The sequence below is a fragment of the Microcoleus sp. AT9b-C3 genome (assembly GCF_036705485.1).
Classification (GTDB): Bacteria; Cyanobacteriota; Cyanobacteriia; order Cyanobacteriales; family Microcoleaceae; genus Microcoleus.
The window spans coordinates 290,587-307,732 of record NZ_JAUBUR010000002.1 but is presented as its reverse complement, the minus strand read 5'-3'; the positions used below and the strand labels follow the sequence as shown (position 1 = coordinate 307,732).

The window sequence follows — 17,146 nt, the reverse complement described above, 5'->3', positions numbered from 1 at the left end:
GATCGTAACTTGCAACCATTGTCCTACCCAGAATGCTAGAATCAAAGTAACAGTGCAAAAAATTTTGTTATGATATCCATTCCCCCAACGCCCCAAAAAATGACCGTTGAGGAATATCTCGAATGGGAAGCTCAACAAGAGATTCGCCACGAATATGTCAACGGCGAAGTTTTTGCCATGACAGGCAGTACAATTCCTCATAACGATCTTGCACTCAACTTTTACAGGAACTTGTACCCACATCTGCGTTCCAGAGGCTGTCGCATGAACGTGTCAGATGTGAAATTGCAAGTCAGTTTTCAAAGCCGTTACTACTACCCTGATGTGATAGTCAGTTGCGACCCTCAAGACCTCAATTCCCGCACATTCATTCAGAATCCTAAAATAATTGTGGAAGTTCTTTCACCCAGTACAAGTGCTAAAGATCGGGATGAAAAATTCACTTGTTACCTAAAAATCCCGACTTTGCAAGAGTATATCTTGATTGACGCAGAAAAGATTTTTGTTGAGCGTTACTGTAGGGGAGAGGGGAGAATGTGGCTGTACTATTCTTACACTGCTGGAGAGATTGTAACTTTATCAAGTATTGGGTTTGATTTGCCGATCGCACTTTTGTATGAAGGTGTTGGATTTGAAACCGAAACCGAAACGTAAATGGGAATATTGAAAACCGCAATCTCTGTAGGGGCGGGTTCACCGAAATCTTTAACACAAATCAAACAATCTGATAAACCCGCCCTGCCCCCGCCCGATTTTACATCAACATTTTATCCCATAAATTAAGGGTAGATTTGTATTTGCGATCGGTGGGGGCGGGTTCAGGAGATTATTAATTTTTTCCATAGATGGTTGGTGAACCCGCCCCTACGGTTCAATTGTACCTGGTGTTGATTCAATACAGTGGGGGCGGGTTTAGGAGATTATTAATTTTTTCCATAGATGGTTGGTGAACCCGCCCCTACGGTTCCATTGTACCTAATGTTGATTCAATACCGTTCAAACTACCGCGTCCAAGCCAGCCAGCGATTAAACAAATTTTTCACAAACGGCGTCAAACGAGTGCGATTGTAAGCATCTCCCGCTTTCCGAATTGCATCAGCTTGTGTTGGATACGGGTGAATTGTGCTAGCAATTTTTCCTAAACCAATATTGTTAACCATTGCTAAAGTAATTTCGCTAATCATATCCCCAGCGTGTCGCGCTACAATAGTTGCACCTAATATTTTATCGCTGCCTTTTTTGACGTGAATTTTCACAAATCCTTCCTCTTCCCCGTCAATAATTGCCCGATCGACGTGACTGAAAGGAATTAAAAATGTATCGATATCAATGCCTTTTTCCTTAGCCTCGTGTTCCCCAATTCCGACGCGCGCAATTTCCGGGTTTGTGTAAGTACACCAAGGTATTGTCAAAGCGCTGAGCTTTTTGCGCCCGAAAAATAGAGTATTTTGAATTACCATCCTTGCGGCAAAATCAGCAGCGTGAGTAAATTTATGTTTCATGCAAATATCGCCGGCGGCATAAATGCGGGGATTAGTAGTTTGCAAATTGTCGTTGACAAATACGCCTGTTTGTGTATCGTATTCGACACCCACAGCCTCCAGATTCAATCCTTCGACGTTGGGCGATCGCCCTGTACTCACAATAATTTCATCTACTGTTACCGATGCTTCCTTACCTTGAGATTTATAATAAATTACTTTGCCTGCATTTGTTTTCTCAACGCGCTCTATTGTGGATTCTAGTATTAGTTGAATTTCTTCGCGTACAAAAGCCTGCTGCACGATTTTAGCAGCATCCGCATCTTCTTTGTCTAAAATCTGAGCATTTTTGTGCAGCAATACGACTTCCGAACCCAGCCGCCGGAATGCTTGAGCCAATTCGCAGCCGATCGGCCCTGCGCCAATTACGGCCAAACGTTGAGGTCTTTCTGTCAGGTTAAAGACAGTTTCATTTGTCAGATATCCTGTTTCTTGTAAACCGGGAATTTGTGGTTGTAGCGCCCTTGCACCTGTGGCAATTACTGCTTTTTTAAACCGGAGACTTTGACCTGCAACTTCTATGGTATAATTGCTAGTAAAACGACCGGAACCTAAGAAAACATCGACTCCTAATTTGTCTTGGTAGCGTTGAACAGAATCAACATCGCTGATTCCTGCCCTGATGCGGCGCAGCCGTTCCATCACAGCGGCAAAATCCACTTCTACACTGTCAGAAACATTAACACCAAATTTATTTGCTTCCCAAATATCGCCAACAGTGCGAGACGAGCGAATTAAAGCTTTTGAGGGCACACAACCGACATTCAAACAGTCGCCACCCATCAAATGTTTTTCAATCAAAGCAACTTTCGCGCCCAAACCTGCGGCACCTGCAGCCACAATTAATCCGGCGGGCCCGGCGCCAATTACTACTAAATTATAAGAACTAGCTGGCTGCGGATTTACCCAATCGGGCGGGTGCAAATAGGAGACTAATTTCTGGTTGTGTTCGTCCATCGGGGGGACAGTTACGCGATCGACTTTTGGCTGCTGCATTCACACATCCTCCTAATTAAATACTTTCTTCCAAAGCTTTGCTGGCCATACGAGTGATAGAGACAGTAACAGCGACTGTAGCCAGAAAACTGATAATATTAATCAACCATTTTACGGCGGCATCTTGAGGACTTGCATTCACAGTTTCCGTGCCTATCGCCGCAACCTCTCCCACCAAAGAACCGGAGTAAACGTACATAATTGTACCCGGTATCATGCCCAAGGAACCCAGCACGTAATCTTTCAAAGAAACCTGAGTAATTCCCAGAGCGTAATTCAATAAATTGAAAGGAAATAAAGGACAAAGACGAGTTAAAAAAACTATTTTTAATCCTTGTTGGGAAACTGCGCGATCGAGAGCTTTAAACTTGGGGTGAGATTCCATATATTTTACCACGCGATCGCGACACAAATATCGCCCGATCGCAAAAGCAAATACAGCACCTAAAGTCGAAGCCGCAAAGACGTAAACAGAACCCCACCACAAACCAAAAATCGCCCCCCCTCCCAGCGTCAGTACCGAACCCGGTACAAACAGCACAGTAGCCAAGTTGTAAGTAGCTACAAAAGCCACTGGCCCCCACCACCCTAAATCCTCAATCCCCATTAACAGAGTTCTCAAAACATCTTGAACGTAGGCAGATCTAGTTGCTACAATCAAGAGAGCAAGCAAAAGTGCGATCGAAAAAAACAACACTATGCGTTTAAATTTTACCCTAGCATAATCTTGGATTCCTTCTTTTGCCATGATTCACCCGCAAATATTTATCAGCATTATACTGCAAACTTAAATTATTACTGTAAACTACCCGACAAGCGATAGGTCATGACACTAAAAGCCCAACTCCCAATCCCCGAACATTTTGACCAGAAAAAAGTAGGCGAAGTCTGGCGAGTCCCCTACGGAGAACGCGCAGCCCAAGCGAAAGATTGGGCAAAGCAGCACAGCATCCACCCAGCATCCAGCGACAAAAACCGCATTTGTTTGCTGATAATTGATGCCCAAAATACCTTTTGTTTGCCCGAATTTGAATTATTTGTGGGCGGCCGTTCCGGTAGCGGTGCAGTTGATGACAACCTGCGGCTGTGCGAATTTATTTACCGCAATTTAAATGCAATTACAACCATTGCGCCTACAATGGACACCCACACGGCGATGCAAATTTTTCATCCAATCTTTTGGATAAACGAAGCAGGCGAACACCCCCTACCCGTCGCCACATCAATTACTTTAGAAGATGTGCAGCAAGGCATTTGGAAAGTCAATCCAGCCGTCGCAGATAGCATCAGCGGCGGCAATTTTTCAGCACTGGAAAAACAGGCTTGTCACTACGTCAAAAAACTCAGCCACGACGGGAAATATCCCCTGACAATTTGGCCCTATCACTCAATGCTGGGCGGCATTGGACACGCGCTGGTTTCTGCGGTGGAAGAAGCAATATTTTTCCACAGCATCGCCCGCAACAGCCAAGCACTTTTTGAAATCAAAGGCGGGAATCCACTGACCGAAAACTATTCGGTTTTGCGGCCGGAAGTTTTAGATGGATTCGACGGCAATCCGATTGCGGAAAAGAACGCTAAGTTTATTGATAAATTACTCGATTTTGATGCAGTAATTATTGCCGGACAAGCCAAAAGTCACTGCGTTGCTTGGACAATTGATGATTTGTTAACGGAAATTTGGGCGCGAGATCCGCATTTGGCAAAGAAGGTTTATTTGCTGGAAGATTGCACTTCGCCTGTGGTGGTTCCGGGTGTTGTTGATTTTACGGAACAAGCAGATGCAGCTTTTCAAAAATTTGCGGAGGCGGGAATGAATGTGGTTAAATCTAGTGAGTTAATTCTGGGCGATTAAAGACGAGGGTTTACTCTTGGGATTTTCAGTGAAAAAAAGTATACATGATTAACCAAGGGCGGTAATTTTTGTTCGCTTGGCTCTCTGCTGCGATCGCATTTAACTGATTACGTATGATATCATATCGGGTAAGCTGTTACGCATTCAAATTGGAAATTCTGGACAGGCTAGAAGCCCGTCCCACAAGAGTTTTATTGATTTTTGACACACAGTTTAAATGTAGAACAGCTTAAATCACTTACGAGAGAAGCGTAGTCAAGGAGTTTGCCGATGACTGAAAGCGAAATTTATAGTGTTGTTCTTTTTAGGGATGCGAGTGTGCAAGCAATTTCAAAACTCTCGGTGGCCATTGCCACGACTCTTCTGAGCACAGTTGTGACTGCAACCCAAGCCTACGCAGTTCCCGTAACCTACGATTTCACCATCACTGTTACCAAAGGCGGGTTAGCGGGCAATTCATTCAACGGTTCTTTCAGCTACGATGATGCCAAATTGAAGGGAAAGGGAGTGGAAGAATTGGGAATTAGTGATGGATTAAGGGCCTGCCTAAATTACCTGGGACGTACTTATCGCGAAACCGATGATACCAGTTATCCTAACTTTCCCACACTCAGATTTGAGGATGGCAAGATCGTGCAACTAAACTTCTGGATTCAGCCGAATCAGCGAGTTAATTGGTGGAAGTTACCGGGATGGGAAGTCAAGCTGTCTGATCCTAAAATGGGCGATTCAACTGTTCCCAATTGTCAAAAACGGTGAGGGGTGGCCAAGGTGCGATAGACCTTAAAAATATAGGAGGAATTAGATGCAACTGCCTACGGTTACGGTAATTTCATGCAGCTATGCTACGAAGGTGCGATCGTCTATCATCTGCTGGAGCGATCAAATATTTGCGATCGCTGTGAACGAATAACTCAGAGATTGTCTGAAAACAACCCGCATGATTCCTATTTTCTGTCGGTCAAGAGTGCCTCTGCGCTTGATGATTTGTAATAACTATTTCCCATCCAATCGGGGTACTCCTTCCAAAAAACTGCCGCTCAGCATTAACTCAGTCATCCGATCTAAGCTGCCGCTTACTTTTAAATTTTTATCTGTTTGAAAGCGCTGAATATCTGCTTGCAGATTCCCAGAATTATATCCTAATTTACTCAAATAGTCAATAGCTTGCTGATTGCTTAACAAGATATCCGCAGACCTGAAAATTGGCACGTATTCCTCTCGCCAAATCTGGGCAAAAGTTGGCCTATCTAAATAGAAAATCCTGCCCCGCGCCGGGTCTCCAATGGCAGCTACACTGTCATTCATTGCCAGCAAAGCGACCGCGTGGGGTAGCTTCCGAGGGCCGTCAAACAGCCAAACTGCTAGCACTCCGGGGCGGTTAATTTGCTGAATTTGCTCCCAAGTTGGCGTTAGTTCGATCGCATTTACGCCCAAAGCTCTTGCTGCCACAATTAACTGCGGCATGGAAGTTCCCAAGCGACTTGTACCGGCAAAACGCGCTACACTCGATTCCGTCGCGTCGATTCCCCAACGCCTTAACACTGTTGCTAGCGCCGCCGGCGCGCAACTGCTGTTAGATGTTTGTCGAAATACACCGTTGGGCTGCAAATTATCTATTAAATCTGCGTAAATTGGCGCCATAAAATAGTTTTCAGCGCCTGTAAATCCTCCCAATCCCAACAAGCAAATTAAAATTACTGCGATTACTTGCGATCGCGCTGTCAACCAACTTATACTAAAGCCAATACCGCAGACTCCCATCAACATCACTCGTAGCAAAGTCCAAGTAACCCGCATCCCGTGAAAGCGCCACTCGATCGGCAAAACAGGCATTTGAGGCATATTTAGAGCCAGTAGCAGCAAGGCAATATAAAAACCCAAAAACAGCAGGGCGATCGAATTTCTGCCCTTAAACAAATCATTAGCCGTCACTCCAGAGCGAACTAACACCCGCCCGAACCGCATTCCCCAAACAAACAGCACCGAACCCAGCACCAGCGTCACTACTATTTCCATGAACTCAAAATTTTGTTGCTTAACTACGTTGTAACATTTATGCGATCGACTTGAACTCCAATCAATAGTGGGAGATAAGAAGAGTGGGGGAGAGAATTTGACGATGTTTGGGTTGCATACCTCAATTTCTCGCTACAATCGAATAAACAGGATTTATCCCAAATCGAAGCAGGCAAAACAACCCTTAATCCTCAAGGCTTGACCTGCATCGCTTGCTCGACATTAAGTTTGGTTATATTTTTGTTCATGAGTCTGAGTCAATGGTTGAGTTAGTAAAGCAAGGACAGCCAAAAAAAGCGCTGGAAGTTTTTCCCACTCAAAAACTGGCATTAATTATGAATTAGTATGAGGGATTAAATAACTACTTTGGTGAAAACCATCGGTAAATTATTGACGCTGCAACTTCCCCCACAAAAGTCAACAACGAATCAAGGAGTAAAAAGGGAAATGTCCCAAAATATTATTCGGCTTAGTAAAGTAGTCCCGTTGGGATTCTGCTCCATTTTTTTGTTAATGATTAGCATCGGATTTTCGACTAAATTGAGTATGGATAATTTAGCAGAAGCTATTGAGTTGCAAACGCACACTTATGTAGTCAAGACAAATTTGCAAGCCCTAGAAAAAGATTTAGTGGATGCTGAAACAGGACAGCGGGGATTTATCTTCGCTGGAAAGGAGGAATTTTTAGAACCTTACACAAAGGGGACAGTCGCCTTTTATAAAACAGTAAATGAGACAAAAGAGTTAATAAAAGATAACCCTGAGCAAGTGAAAAATTTGGAGGAACTTGAAAAGTTGGGTCAGCAAAAACTAGATGAATTAGCGGAAACTATATCCCTGAAAAGGGCTGGCAAAGAACCAGAGCTAAGAGCCTTGGTGATTTCAGGTAAAGGCAAGATATTTATGGATGAAATCAGGGATAAGCTGGCAGAAATGCTTAAAGTAGAAGATAATCTACTGGTTCACCGAACAAAATTAGCCAAACAGTCGGAGCAATTAGCGTCGATTGTTTCGATAGGAGGTACGGTTGTTGCTGTAATATTTGGCTCATTTATTGTATTATTTATTTTTGCTAAAATTATCCGACCAATCAATCAGGTAGCAAATACGATCGCCAGTTCTTCCACAGAGATTGCGGCCACAGTTGAACAGCAGGAACGCACAGCCGCACAGCAATCTAGTTCCGTAAATCAAACTACAATCACAATGGATGAGTTGGGCGCGGCTTCCCAACAATCAGCCCAGCAAGCCCAAGCTGGTGCGGAATCTGCACGGCAAGCTTTAAAGATCGCTGAAAAGGGAACCCTAGCAGTGGAGCAAACACTGGAATCGATGATAATTTTGAAAGAAAATGTCGGGGCGATAGCGACACAAATTATGCGATTGAGCGAGCAAACCCATCAGATTGGCAATATTTCTACTGATGTCACAGATTTAGCCAATCAAACGAATATGCTGGCACTGAATGCCTCAGTAGAAGCAGTCCGGGCGGGCGAAAACGCCAAAGGTTTTACTGTCATAGCCACAGAAATCCGCAAACTAGCAGATAAAAGTAAGAAATCAGCCGAGAAAATTAACCGCCTAGTCGATGATATCAAGAATGCGATCGATTCCACCGTAACGGTGACACAGGAAGGTACTAAAACAGTAGAAGAAGGAACCAAAATCAGTCAAGAAACCGCAGCAGCTTTTTCGGAAGTAGCAAATGCTGTTAATAATGTGGTATTGAACAATCAACAAATTTCTCTAACTGCTCAACAACAAGCAGTTGCTATTCAACAAGTAGTCGATGCGATGAATAGCCTCAACCTATCGGCAAAAGAAACCGCTAGTGGTATTACTCAAACCAAATTAGGCACTCAACAATTGAACGATGCAGCCCAAAATCTCAATTCCATTGTCTAAGTGGTGCTTAGTCTTTTGGGCTGCCCGATCAATTGATAGCCTTGAGCCATGAATTGATCGGGCAGCCCTCGCAGGTTGTCAAACAATCGACATCCAAGTCCAAACGATCGCACGCGAGTGCATCGCCAAAGCCAGGGCGAGGAAATTTCTGCCCTTAAACAAATCCTCTTCTGTAACGGACGATCGAACTAACACCCGCCCGAAACGCATTCCCCAGACTAACAGCACCCAATCCAACACCAGCGGCACTACTATTTCCATAAGTTCAGAATATGGTCGCTTAACTAGGTTGTAACTAACATTTATGCGATCGTCCGTGGCGGAGCGGAGGAGGAGGAGAGAGGGGGAGTGGGAGCATTTTTATTTTGCCTCCTACCTCCTTCCCTCTTTCTTTAACCACACCTAAAATTTGCCAAATGTCAAGCGACTCGATCGACTTTCCCCCACCTTAGCCACCGAGTCCTAAACAAGATTTAGCACCGGAAAAAATTCCCAAAATCTATTGCCAAAAACGGCCACATCCGTTGTAAAATGGATCTAAGTCACAGCCCGTTAAAGTAATCAACAAACAATTAGGTCGCTCAATATATTCACGCTCCAACCAGCGATGATTTTTATTAAGCGTGCCATTCAGGAGCGCTCAAATCTCGTCTGACACCCCCAAATATTCAGGAATAATTATGCCAGTAATAGCCGCCAACGATGTAGACGTAGCAGAGCAATATTGGCACTACCTAGAAAGTTCAAAGGTTGCAGCTATCTTAGGAACCAACCTGGAAAGCGGTTTAGAACCGACAGAAGCCAACCATCGCCAACAGAAATTCGGGCCCAACGAACTAACGGTTAAAGCAGGGAAACCGGCATGGTTAAAATTTATCCTGCAATTTAACCAACCCCTCCTGATCATCTTGCTGAGTGCAGGTTTAATCAAAGCAGTGATCGGAGAATGGCTCAACGCTAGCGTAATTTGGGGCGTAACAATTACCAACGCTACTATTAGTTTCATCCAAGAAGCTGGAGCCGAGAAAAAAATTGAAGCCCTAGCCCAAGCTGTCACCACCGAAGCCACAGTCATTCGGGGTGGCAAAAAATTAAGACTTCCCTCCAAAGAACTCGTTGTCGGTGACTTAGTAATCCTGACTTCCGGCGACAAAGTACCGGCAGACTTGCGCTTAGTGAAAGTGCGCGACTTGCAAATCGACGAATCGGGACTCACCGGGGAATCAGTTGCTGTCGAAAAAGAATTAGGACAGTCTGGAGACTTGGTTCTGCCACAAGAAACGCCACTAGCAGAACGGGATAACATGGCCTATGCCGGCAGTTTTGTCACTTTTGGCCAAGGTAGCGGCATCGTAATTGCGATCGCCAATAAAACCGAAACCGGCAAAATCTCGCAACTATTAGATCGGCACCTCGACCTCACTACCCCCTTAACCCGCAAATTCAACCAATTCAGTCAAAACTGGCTGTTATTCGTGTTGGGAATGGCAACCTTGACCTTCGCAGTCAGATTGGGGCGGCCAGTCCCTGCGGGGGTTTCAGCCTTTAAAGAAGCAGTCGAACCCGCAGTCGCCCTGATTGTCGGCGCAATTCCCGAAGGCTTACCCGCCGTCATTACCGTCACCCTAGCCGTAGGCGTTTCCCGGATGGCAAATCGCCACGCGATCGTCCGCAAATTGCCCGCAGTCGAAACCCTCGGCGGCGCTACAGTCATCTGTTCCGACAAAACCGGAACTTTGACGGAAAACCAAATGACGGTGCAAGAAATCTATTCTGGTGGCGCATCCTACTTCGTTACGGGTACCGGATACAGCCCCGAAGGTGAAATTCAACTCAACAAACTACCAATTACTGTCAGTCAAGCTCCAACTTTGCAAGAATGTTTGCAAGCCGGAATGATTTGCAATGACTCTCACTTGGAATTTAAAGATGATGATTGGATAGTCGTTGGAGATCCGACAGAAGGAGCGTTAATTGCTGTTGGTAAAAAAGCAGAATTGAGCCAGCAAACTTTAGAAAAGTCAATGCCGCGACTGGATTCAATTCCCTTTGAATCTCAGTTTCAATACATGGCAACTTTGCACCAAACTCCCACTGGCAAAATTTTGTACGTCAAAGGTTCCGTAGAATCAATTCTTGGCCGCTGCGGTTCCAGTCTTGATACCCAAGGAAATCCGGTAAAAGTCGATCGCGAACAAATTCACCATCAAGTCGATGAAATGGCAAAGCAAGGCTTGCGCGTCTTGGCTTTAGCGAAAAAGCCAGTACCCCAAAGCCAAAATTCCGTCGATCACGCGGATTTGGAGTCAGGCCTGGTTTTCTTGGGACTGCAAGGCATGATTGACCCGCCGCGGGCAGAAGCGATCGCAGCCGTCCAAGCTTGTCAAACCGCCGGCATCCAAGTCAAAATGATTACCGGCGACCACATCGCTACAGCCAAGGCGATCGCCCGCCGCATGGGATTCCGCAAAACTAAACATAACAGAGAACTTGTAGCCTACACCGGCGCCGAGCTCGCCTCCATGAGCAAGCAGGAACTCGGCGATGCTGTAGAAGCCGGCTCAGTTTTTGCCCGTGTCGCCCCAGAACAAAAACTCCGCCTCGTAGAAGCTTTGCAGCAGAAAGGCGAAATTGTGGCGATGACGGGAGACGGCGTTAACGACGCGCCGGCGCTGAAACAAGCGGATATCGGGATTGCGATGGGTAGCGGTACTGAGGTTTCTAAGGAAGCCGCCGACATGATTTTGACTGATGATAACTTTGCGTCGATCGAATCTGCTGTCGAAGAAGGGCGATCGGTTTACAAAAATCTGCTCAAAGCAATCAGTTTCATTCTCCCAGTCAACGGCGGAGAATCGATGACAATTTTGCTCAGCACGCTCCTCGGTCGAGAATTGCCGATTTTGTCGCTACAAATTCTCTGGCTGAATATGCTCAACTCGATCACTATGACTGTGCCCCTGGCTTTCGAGCCCAAGTCAGCGGGAGTCATGAAACAGCAGCCCCGACCGGTAAACGAACCTTTCCTCACCGGAAATCGGATCAAGCGGATCATCGCTATTTCTCTTTACAACTGGACTCTGATTTTCGGAATGTTTGAATGGGTGCGCCAAGCTGATTGGGGAACTTTGGCACTGGCCCGCACGATGGCGATTCAAGCTTTGGTAATGGGGAGAATTTTTTACCTGTTGAGTCTCAGCCAGTTGTTGCCTTCTTTGATTGCTAAGTTTAGCGGTTCTAAGGAAAAAGTTAGCGGCGCTCCCGCCCTCGGTGTGGGAATTGTCCTGGCGATAATTTTGCAGATCATCTTTGCTAATTCTCCGTTTGTCAATCGCATATTTGAGACTGCTCCGATGAATCTGGATCAGTGGCTGATTTGCTTCGGCGTAGCCCTACCGATGATTGGTGTTGCTCTCTGGGTCAACCGCTTTGACCCGCCCAACTAAGCTGCTGCACAAAAGGGCGATCGAACTTGTAGGTACTGCCACCGATTAGTAATTTCGGGTGTTCAGAAACCCGGTTTCTTGAAGAAACCGGGTTTCTCTTTTTTACAGAAATCGAACCTGAAAGCCCACGTCATATCATATCCGGTAAATCACTTACGATTAAGCGCCAATTTTAGTCCACCAATGAAAACCACTTAACCCTTTGAAAACACCACACTCGTACAATGTTAATTATTTCTGTATAACAGACTACAATTAACCCTTAAAAAAGTAGAGAGATATTAACAAAGTAAATGTGCGCTGGTGGCGATATTTTTCGCTTATTGACAATATATTTGAATGACCCCCGATCGCCATTCGCTACAACCTTTAACCAGCAAGTCTTGGTTTGAACCAGTTTTGATAAGCAAACCCGATCGCTCTTCCCAACGCTTCGTTATCGATAGCGTCCTCCTAAAAGATTTACTTATCTATCAAATTTAATAATTGTTTTATAATTTCCGCAACAGTACGGTAAACTGAATAATCAAGCTAAAAAAATGTGGAGCTCGCTTTTTGCGAGTTAACGCAACTTGGCCGATCGAGATATTGAGTTAATCAAAAGTGTAAAATCAGCAGGGATAGTTTAAAGAGTTATTCTAGCGATAAATCTTTTGCTCCCTCCTGCCAAGCAGCGCTCAAAACAGTTCGCTAAATTCCATTAACGAACAGAAAAAAAGCGCATTGATAAACTTCAGTGATGTCGTTACAGAAGATTATGAATTGCAGCGAGGCTAGACTATGACAAAATTTTCAGAGCAATTTTCTCGGCGTAAATTTATCGTTACAGCAGGTGCATCTGCCGTCAGTTCAATACTGCTCAAAGGCTGTTTGGGCAATCCCCCCGAACCCGGTGCTACTGCGGGCAGTGGTAGCGGTGTCGGTGGCACATCAGCAGTCCCTGTTGCCACATCAGCAGTTGCTGTTGCCAACGAAAAAAGAGTAGAGGGCATCGAAACTACGAAAGTTAGCCTGGGATATATCCCGATCGTCGAAGCAGCCGCTTTAATTATTGCCCAAGAAAAAGGCTTTTTTGCCAAATACGGCATGACTGAGGTAACAGTTGCTAAGCAAGCCAACTGGGGTTCTGCAAGAGATAACGTAGAAATCGGATCTGCAGGCGGCGGCATTGACGGCGGCCAGTGGCAAATGCCGATGCCTTATCAAATTAGTAAAGGTCTGATCACCAAAAACAGCGTCCAAATCCCGATGTATGTTCTGGCCCAGTTGAACACTCACGGAAATGGAATTGCGCTCGCCGGAAAACACAAAGGCAAAGGTCTCGGACTTAAACTAGATCAAGCGGCCCAAGACTACATCAAAGGCCTCAAACAAGCAGGCACGCCCTTCAAAGCAGCCTACACATTCCCCAAAGTCAACCAAGACTTTTGGATTCGCTACTGGCTAGCAGCTAACGGCATCGATCCCGACACAGAAGCCGAGTTGCTAACAGTACCGTCAGCCCAAACCGTAGCCAACATGAAAACTGGCAGCATGGACGGTTTCAGTACCGGCGACCCCTGGCCCCTGCGGATCGTCACAGAGGACATCGGCTTCATGTCCGCCCTCACGGCCCAAATCTGGAAAGATCACCCCGAAGAGTATCTAGCTATGCGTGGCGACTGGGTAGACAAACACCCGAAAGCCACCGAAGCCTTACTCGCAGGACTAATTGAGGCGCAGCAGTGGTGCGACAAACCAGAAAATCGCCCCGAATTAGTTGCCATTACTTCTGGCAGAAACTACTTTGACGTACCTCCGGCAGTTTTGACACCTCCCTACCAGGGCAAGTACATGATGGGTGACGGTCAACCAGAGATCGACGATTTCACAATGAGCCCGCTGTACTGGAAAGACGGCCTCGGCAACGTTTCCTATCCTTATAAGAGTCACGATTTGTGGTTCTTAACAGAAAGCGTGCGCTGGGGTTTCCTGCCAACTAACACCTTGGCAGATTCTAAGGCAATGATCGATAAAGTCAACCGCGAAGATTTGTGGAAAGCCGGAGCAAAATTGGCCGGAGTTGCTGATGCTGACATTCCCAAAAGTACATCTCGCGGCATTGAGAAGTTCTTTGATGGCAAAGAATTTAACCCGGAAAAGCCAGAAGATTACCTCAAGAGTTTGGCAATTAAAAAAGTGTGATGGGGTCTTAGCTTCGCATAATTTAGTCTCGAAAAAAACAGCAGAAACATAGGAGTTTAACAAGATGGCTGTCAGCACAAATCGGAGAAGGGGAGTCGATGCCCAAGGAGCGCTGGGCGAGTTGTGGAAGAAGAATTCACCAAATATTTTGCCCCCAATTTTAGGAATTTTGGGATTTATGTTAGTTTGGCAATTCCTGTCGAGCACGGGACTGATCAAACTGCCGGGACCGATCAGCGTTTGGACTGACGAACGGACGCGGGTATTGTTGCTGTATCCTTTCATGAATTCCAAAACCTACGGAATCGGCTTGTTTTGGCAAACTTTGGCTAGTTTGGAACGGGTGGCAAAAGGCTATACTGTAGCCGCTGCTGTGGGAATTGCTGGGGGTGTTTTGGTAGGTACAAATCCGCTTCTGAACAAGGCTTTAGACCCAATTTTTCAGTTTTTGCGGATGGTGGCGCCTCTGGCTTGGGTGCCCATTGCCCTAGCTGCACTGCAACAAAACGAACCTGCTGCTTTGTTCGTGATTTTTATCACCGCAGTTTGGCCGATTTTGATCAACACGGCTGAAGGTGTTCGCCAAATTCCCGACGATTACAACAACGTATCAAAAGTGCTGCAACTTTCTCGAAAGGAATATTATCTCAATATTTTGTTCCCGTCGGCGCTGCCTTATATCTTCACGGGATTGAGAATTGCGATCGGGCTGGCTTGGCTGGCGATTATTGCAGCGGAAATTGTGATGTCGGGGATTGTTGGTATCGGCTTCTTTATTTGGAACGCTTACCAGCAAAACTACATCAGCGAAATTCTGTTAGCGGTGTTCTACATTGGGGCTGTTGGTTTGTTCCTCGATCGCATGATGGCTTGGTTGCAGCAAAAAATTGCTCCATCTCAAGGAAAGTAGCGAGTTCGATGGGTTAACGGTTGACTGTTGACTGTTACAGTAATTACGAAGTCCGAGGCGCAGAAACCTGTTTTTTCAACTATTGTTGAGGGATTAAACAAAGTATTTGGGTTAGTTAAAAGACCCGTTTTAGGCATCCAGGAATGTATTAACTATTAGCTGTTATATATCAACAGCGAACAGTCCACCGCAAACAGCGAACAGCGAACAGTCAACAGTCAACAGTCAACAATCAATATCTAGCGAAACAACAAACATACAAAAAAGGCAAGAAAATCATGTCTGTTTTGATTGCAGTAGAACAAGTCGGAAAAGTATTTAATTTAACAGACGGCGGCACATACATAGCCCTCAAAGGCATCGACTTAGAAATTAAAAAAGGCGAATTTATCTCCTTAATTGGACACTCCGGCTGTGGCAAATCTACGCTGCTCAATATGGTCGCAGGTTTGGATATGCCGACAGAAGGATTGGTGACGATCGACGGACAAAGAATCACCCAGCCCGGCCCCGATCGCATGGTAGTATTCCAAAACTATTCGCTGCTACCTTGGCGGACTGTCAGAGAAAATATTACCCTAGCCGTAGACTCGGTAATGAGCGGCTTACCGAAAGCCGAACGCCTCGAAATCATCCAAAAACACATTGACATGGTGGGCTTGACGCCCCACGCAGAGAAGCAACCGGCACTGCTGTCAGGAGGACAAAAACAGCGCGTGGCGATCGCCCGTGCTCTGGCCCTGCGCCCCAAACTGTTACTCTTAGACGAGCCCTTCGGCGCTTTGGATGCTTTGACTCGCGGCAACTTGCAAGAAAAGTTGATGGAAATTTGCCAAGAGTACGAAATCAGCGCCCTGATGGTAACTCACGATGTGGATGAGGCGGTGTTGCTGAGCGATCGCATCGTCATGCTCACCAACGGCCCCGAATCAAAGATTGGCGGCATTCTGGAAGTAGACATCCCCCGCCCCCGCAAACGGATGGAAGTAGTCACGCACCCCAGCTACTACGCTCTACGTAGCGAAATGATTTACTTCCTCAACCAGCAGAAGCGCGTCAAAAAACTGCGGGCACGGAAAGTACCCGCGATCGCCCGCCACGGCCTGGAAAAAGTCAACCTCGAACTCGGCTTTATTCCGCTGGCAGCCTGCGCTCCCCTCGCTGTCGCCAAAGAAAAAGGCTTTTTTGCCAAACACGGCCTCGATGAAGTCCACCTCGTGCGGGAAACAAGCTGGCGCGGCATCGTAGACGGCATCGCCGCAGGCTACTTAGACGCAGCTCAAATGCCCTCTGGAATGGCGGTGTGGTTGAGCTTGGGAGGCCACCAAGAGAAGCCGATTCCAACGGTTACAGCCCTCACCATGAGCCGGAATGGCAACGGAATTACCCTCGCGAGGCGGTTTTACGACCAAGGGATCTACACTCTGGCCGACTTTAAAAAAATGCTCCAGAGAACGCCCGCGCAAACGCACCGTATGGGCATCGTTCACCCTTCTTCGATGCACAACCTGTTGCTGCGTTACTGGCTGGCTTCCGGTGGCATTGACCCGGATCGCGATGTGTTGCTGAAAAATATCCCACCGGCTCAGATGATCGTTGACTTGCAGGGCGGCACTATTGACGGTTTCTGCGTCGGCGAACCTTGGAACTTGCGGGCATCGATGGAAGGAGTCGGCTTTACGGTGGCGACAGATTTGGAACTGTGGCCCGGACACCCCGGGAAAATTCTCGGAGTTCGGGAAGACTGGGCAAATGCTTATCCCAACACTCACATTGCTCTAGTCAAAGCTTTGCTGGAAGCTTGCCACTATTGCGCCGATCCAAATCACGCCCAAGAGGTTTCGGAAATTGTCGCGGGAAGGGAGTACGTCGCTACTGATAAGAGTTACATCCAACTAGGCGACCCAACTTCTTTTGCTTGCAACCTCGATACTCCGATGCGGGAATACGCCCACCACTTGTTTTCTGGAGATGGGGTGAATCGCCCAAGCCGCACCGAACAACTCTGGCACATGGTGCAGATGGCGCGCTGGGGCGATACTGTGTTCCCGCGCAACTGGGTGGAAATTCTGGAACGGGTGGTGCGAGTCGGTGCGTTCAGCACGGCGGCGCGAGAGCTGGGGATGGCTGATATTACTTACACTCGCGGTTCTCTCAGCTTGTTTGACGGCTCGGTGTTTAATGCTGACGATCCGATCGGCTATCTCAACAATCTGGCGATTAAACGCGATTTCACGATGGCTGAAGTTGTACTCGATTCCGGCCGCAGAGCTGCTTAGATAGGTTTTTA

At 46.5% G+C, this 17,146-nt stretch carries 12 protein-coding genes; 8 read left to right on the top strand and 4 right to left on the bottom strand.

Annotated features, from left to right (window positions below; translation table 11 throughout):
• Positions 1-69 precede the first annotated feature (69 nt).
• A complete protein-coding gene (locus tag QUB77_RS03090; protein ID WP_333172904.1) occupies positions 70-654 on the top strand; it encodes a Uma2 family endonuclease in 585 nt (194 codons plus the stop codon).
• Between the two features lie 347 nt (positions 655-1,001).
• Here the strand turns inward: QUB77_RS03090 and QUB77_RS03085 are convergent, their stop codons facing one another.
• A complete protein-coding gene (locus tag QUB77_RS03085) occupies positions 1,002-2,537 on the bottom strand; it encodes a mercuric reductase (protein ID WP_333172906.1) in 1,536 nt (511 codons plus the stop codon).
• 16 nt (positions 2,538-2,553) lie between these two features.
• A complete protein-coding gene (locus QUB77_RS03080) occupies positions 2,554-3,285 on the bottom strand; it encodes a TVP38/TMEM64 family protein (protein ID WP_333172909.1) in 732 nt (243 codons plus the stop codon).
• A gap of 78 nt (positions 3,286-3,363) precedes the next feature.
• On the opposite strand from QUB77_RS03080, the gene QUB77_RS03075 reads away from it, so the two are divergent.
• The gene (locus QUB77_RS03075; protein WP_333172912.1) at positions 3,364-4,392 is read left to right on the top strand and encodes an isochorismatase; all 1,029 of its coding nucleotides are present in this window, start codon (positions 3,364-3,366) and stop codon (positions 4,390-4,392) included.
• A gap of 270 nt (positions 4,393-4,662) precedes the next feature.
• Positions 4,663-5,151 (top strand): hypothetical protein, encoded by a 489-nt coding sequence (locus QUB77_RS03070; protein WP_333172914.1) that lies wholly within the window; start codon positions 4,663-4,665, stop codon positions 5,149-5,151.
• A 237-nt stretch (positions 5,152-5,388) separates the two neighbouring features.
• Here the strand turns inward: QUB77_RS03070 and QUB77_RS03065 are convergent, their stop codons facing one another.
• Entirely contained in the window at positions 5,389-6,411 is a 1,023-nt protein-coding gene (locus QUB77_RS03065; RefSeq protein WP_333172917.1) for a cysteine peptidase family C39 domain-containing protein, read from the bottom strand.
• Between the two features lie 546 nt (positions 6,412-6,957).
• Between QUB77_RS03065 and QUB77_RS03060 the strand changes: the two genes are divergently transcribed.
• Positions 6,958-8,316 carry a CHASE3 domain-containing protein gene (locus tag QUB77_RS03060; protein ID WP_333172919.1) on the top strand — a complete coding sequence of 453 codons (1,359 nt, stop codon included), beginning with the start codon at positions 6,958-6,960 and terminating at the stop codon, positions 8,314-8,316.
• Between the two features lie 78 nt (positions 8,317-8,394).
• Here QUB77_RS03060 and QUB77_RS03055 read toward each other — a convergent pair whose 3' ends face one another.
• On the bottom strand, positions 8,395-8,577 hold the full coding sequence (locus QUB77_RS03055; RefSeq protein ID WP_333172920.1) for a hypothetical protein: 183 nt from the start codon (positions 8,575-8,577) through the stop codon (positions 8,395-8,397).
• Between the two features lie 419 nt (positions 8,578-8,996).
• Between QUB77_RS03055 and QUB77_RS03050 the strand changes: the two genes are divergently transcribed.
• From QUB77_RS03050 to QUB77_RS03035, 4 genes are all read left to right on the top strand, one after another.
• On the top strand, positions 8,997-11,762 hold the full coding sequence (locus QUB77_RS03050) for an HAD-IC family P-type ATPase (RefSeq protein ID WP_333172923.1): 2,766 nt from the start codon (positions 8,997-8,999) through the stop codon (positions 11,760-11,762).
• 780 nt (positions 11,763-12,542) lie between these two features.
• Entirely contained in the window at positions 12,543-13,946 is a 1,404-nt protein-coding gene (locus QUB77_RS03045; protein WP_333172925.1) for a CmpA/NrtA family ABC transporter substrate-binding protein, read from the top strand.
• 64 nt (positions 13,947-14,010) lie between these two features.
• Positions 14,011-14,856: a nitrate ABC transporter permease gene (gene ntrB / locus QUB77_RS03040; RefSeq protein ID WP_333172927.1), complete on the top strand. Its 846-nt coding sequence runs from the start codon at positions 14,011-14,013 to the stop codon at positions 14,854-14,856.
• A 278-nt stretch (positions 14,857-15,134) separates the two neighbouring features.
• Positions 15,135-17,135: a nitrate ABC transporter ATP-binding protein gene (locus QUB77_RS03035; RefSeq protein WP_333172929.1), complete on the top strand. Its 2,001-nt coding sequence runs from the start codon at positions 15,135-15,137 to the stop codon at positions 17,133-17,135.
• Positions 17,136-17,146: the final 11 nt, after the last annotated feature.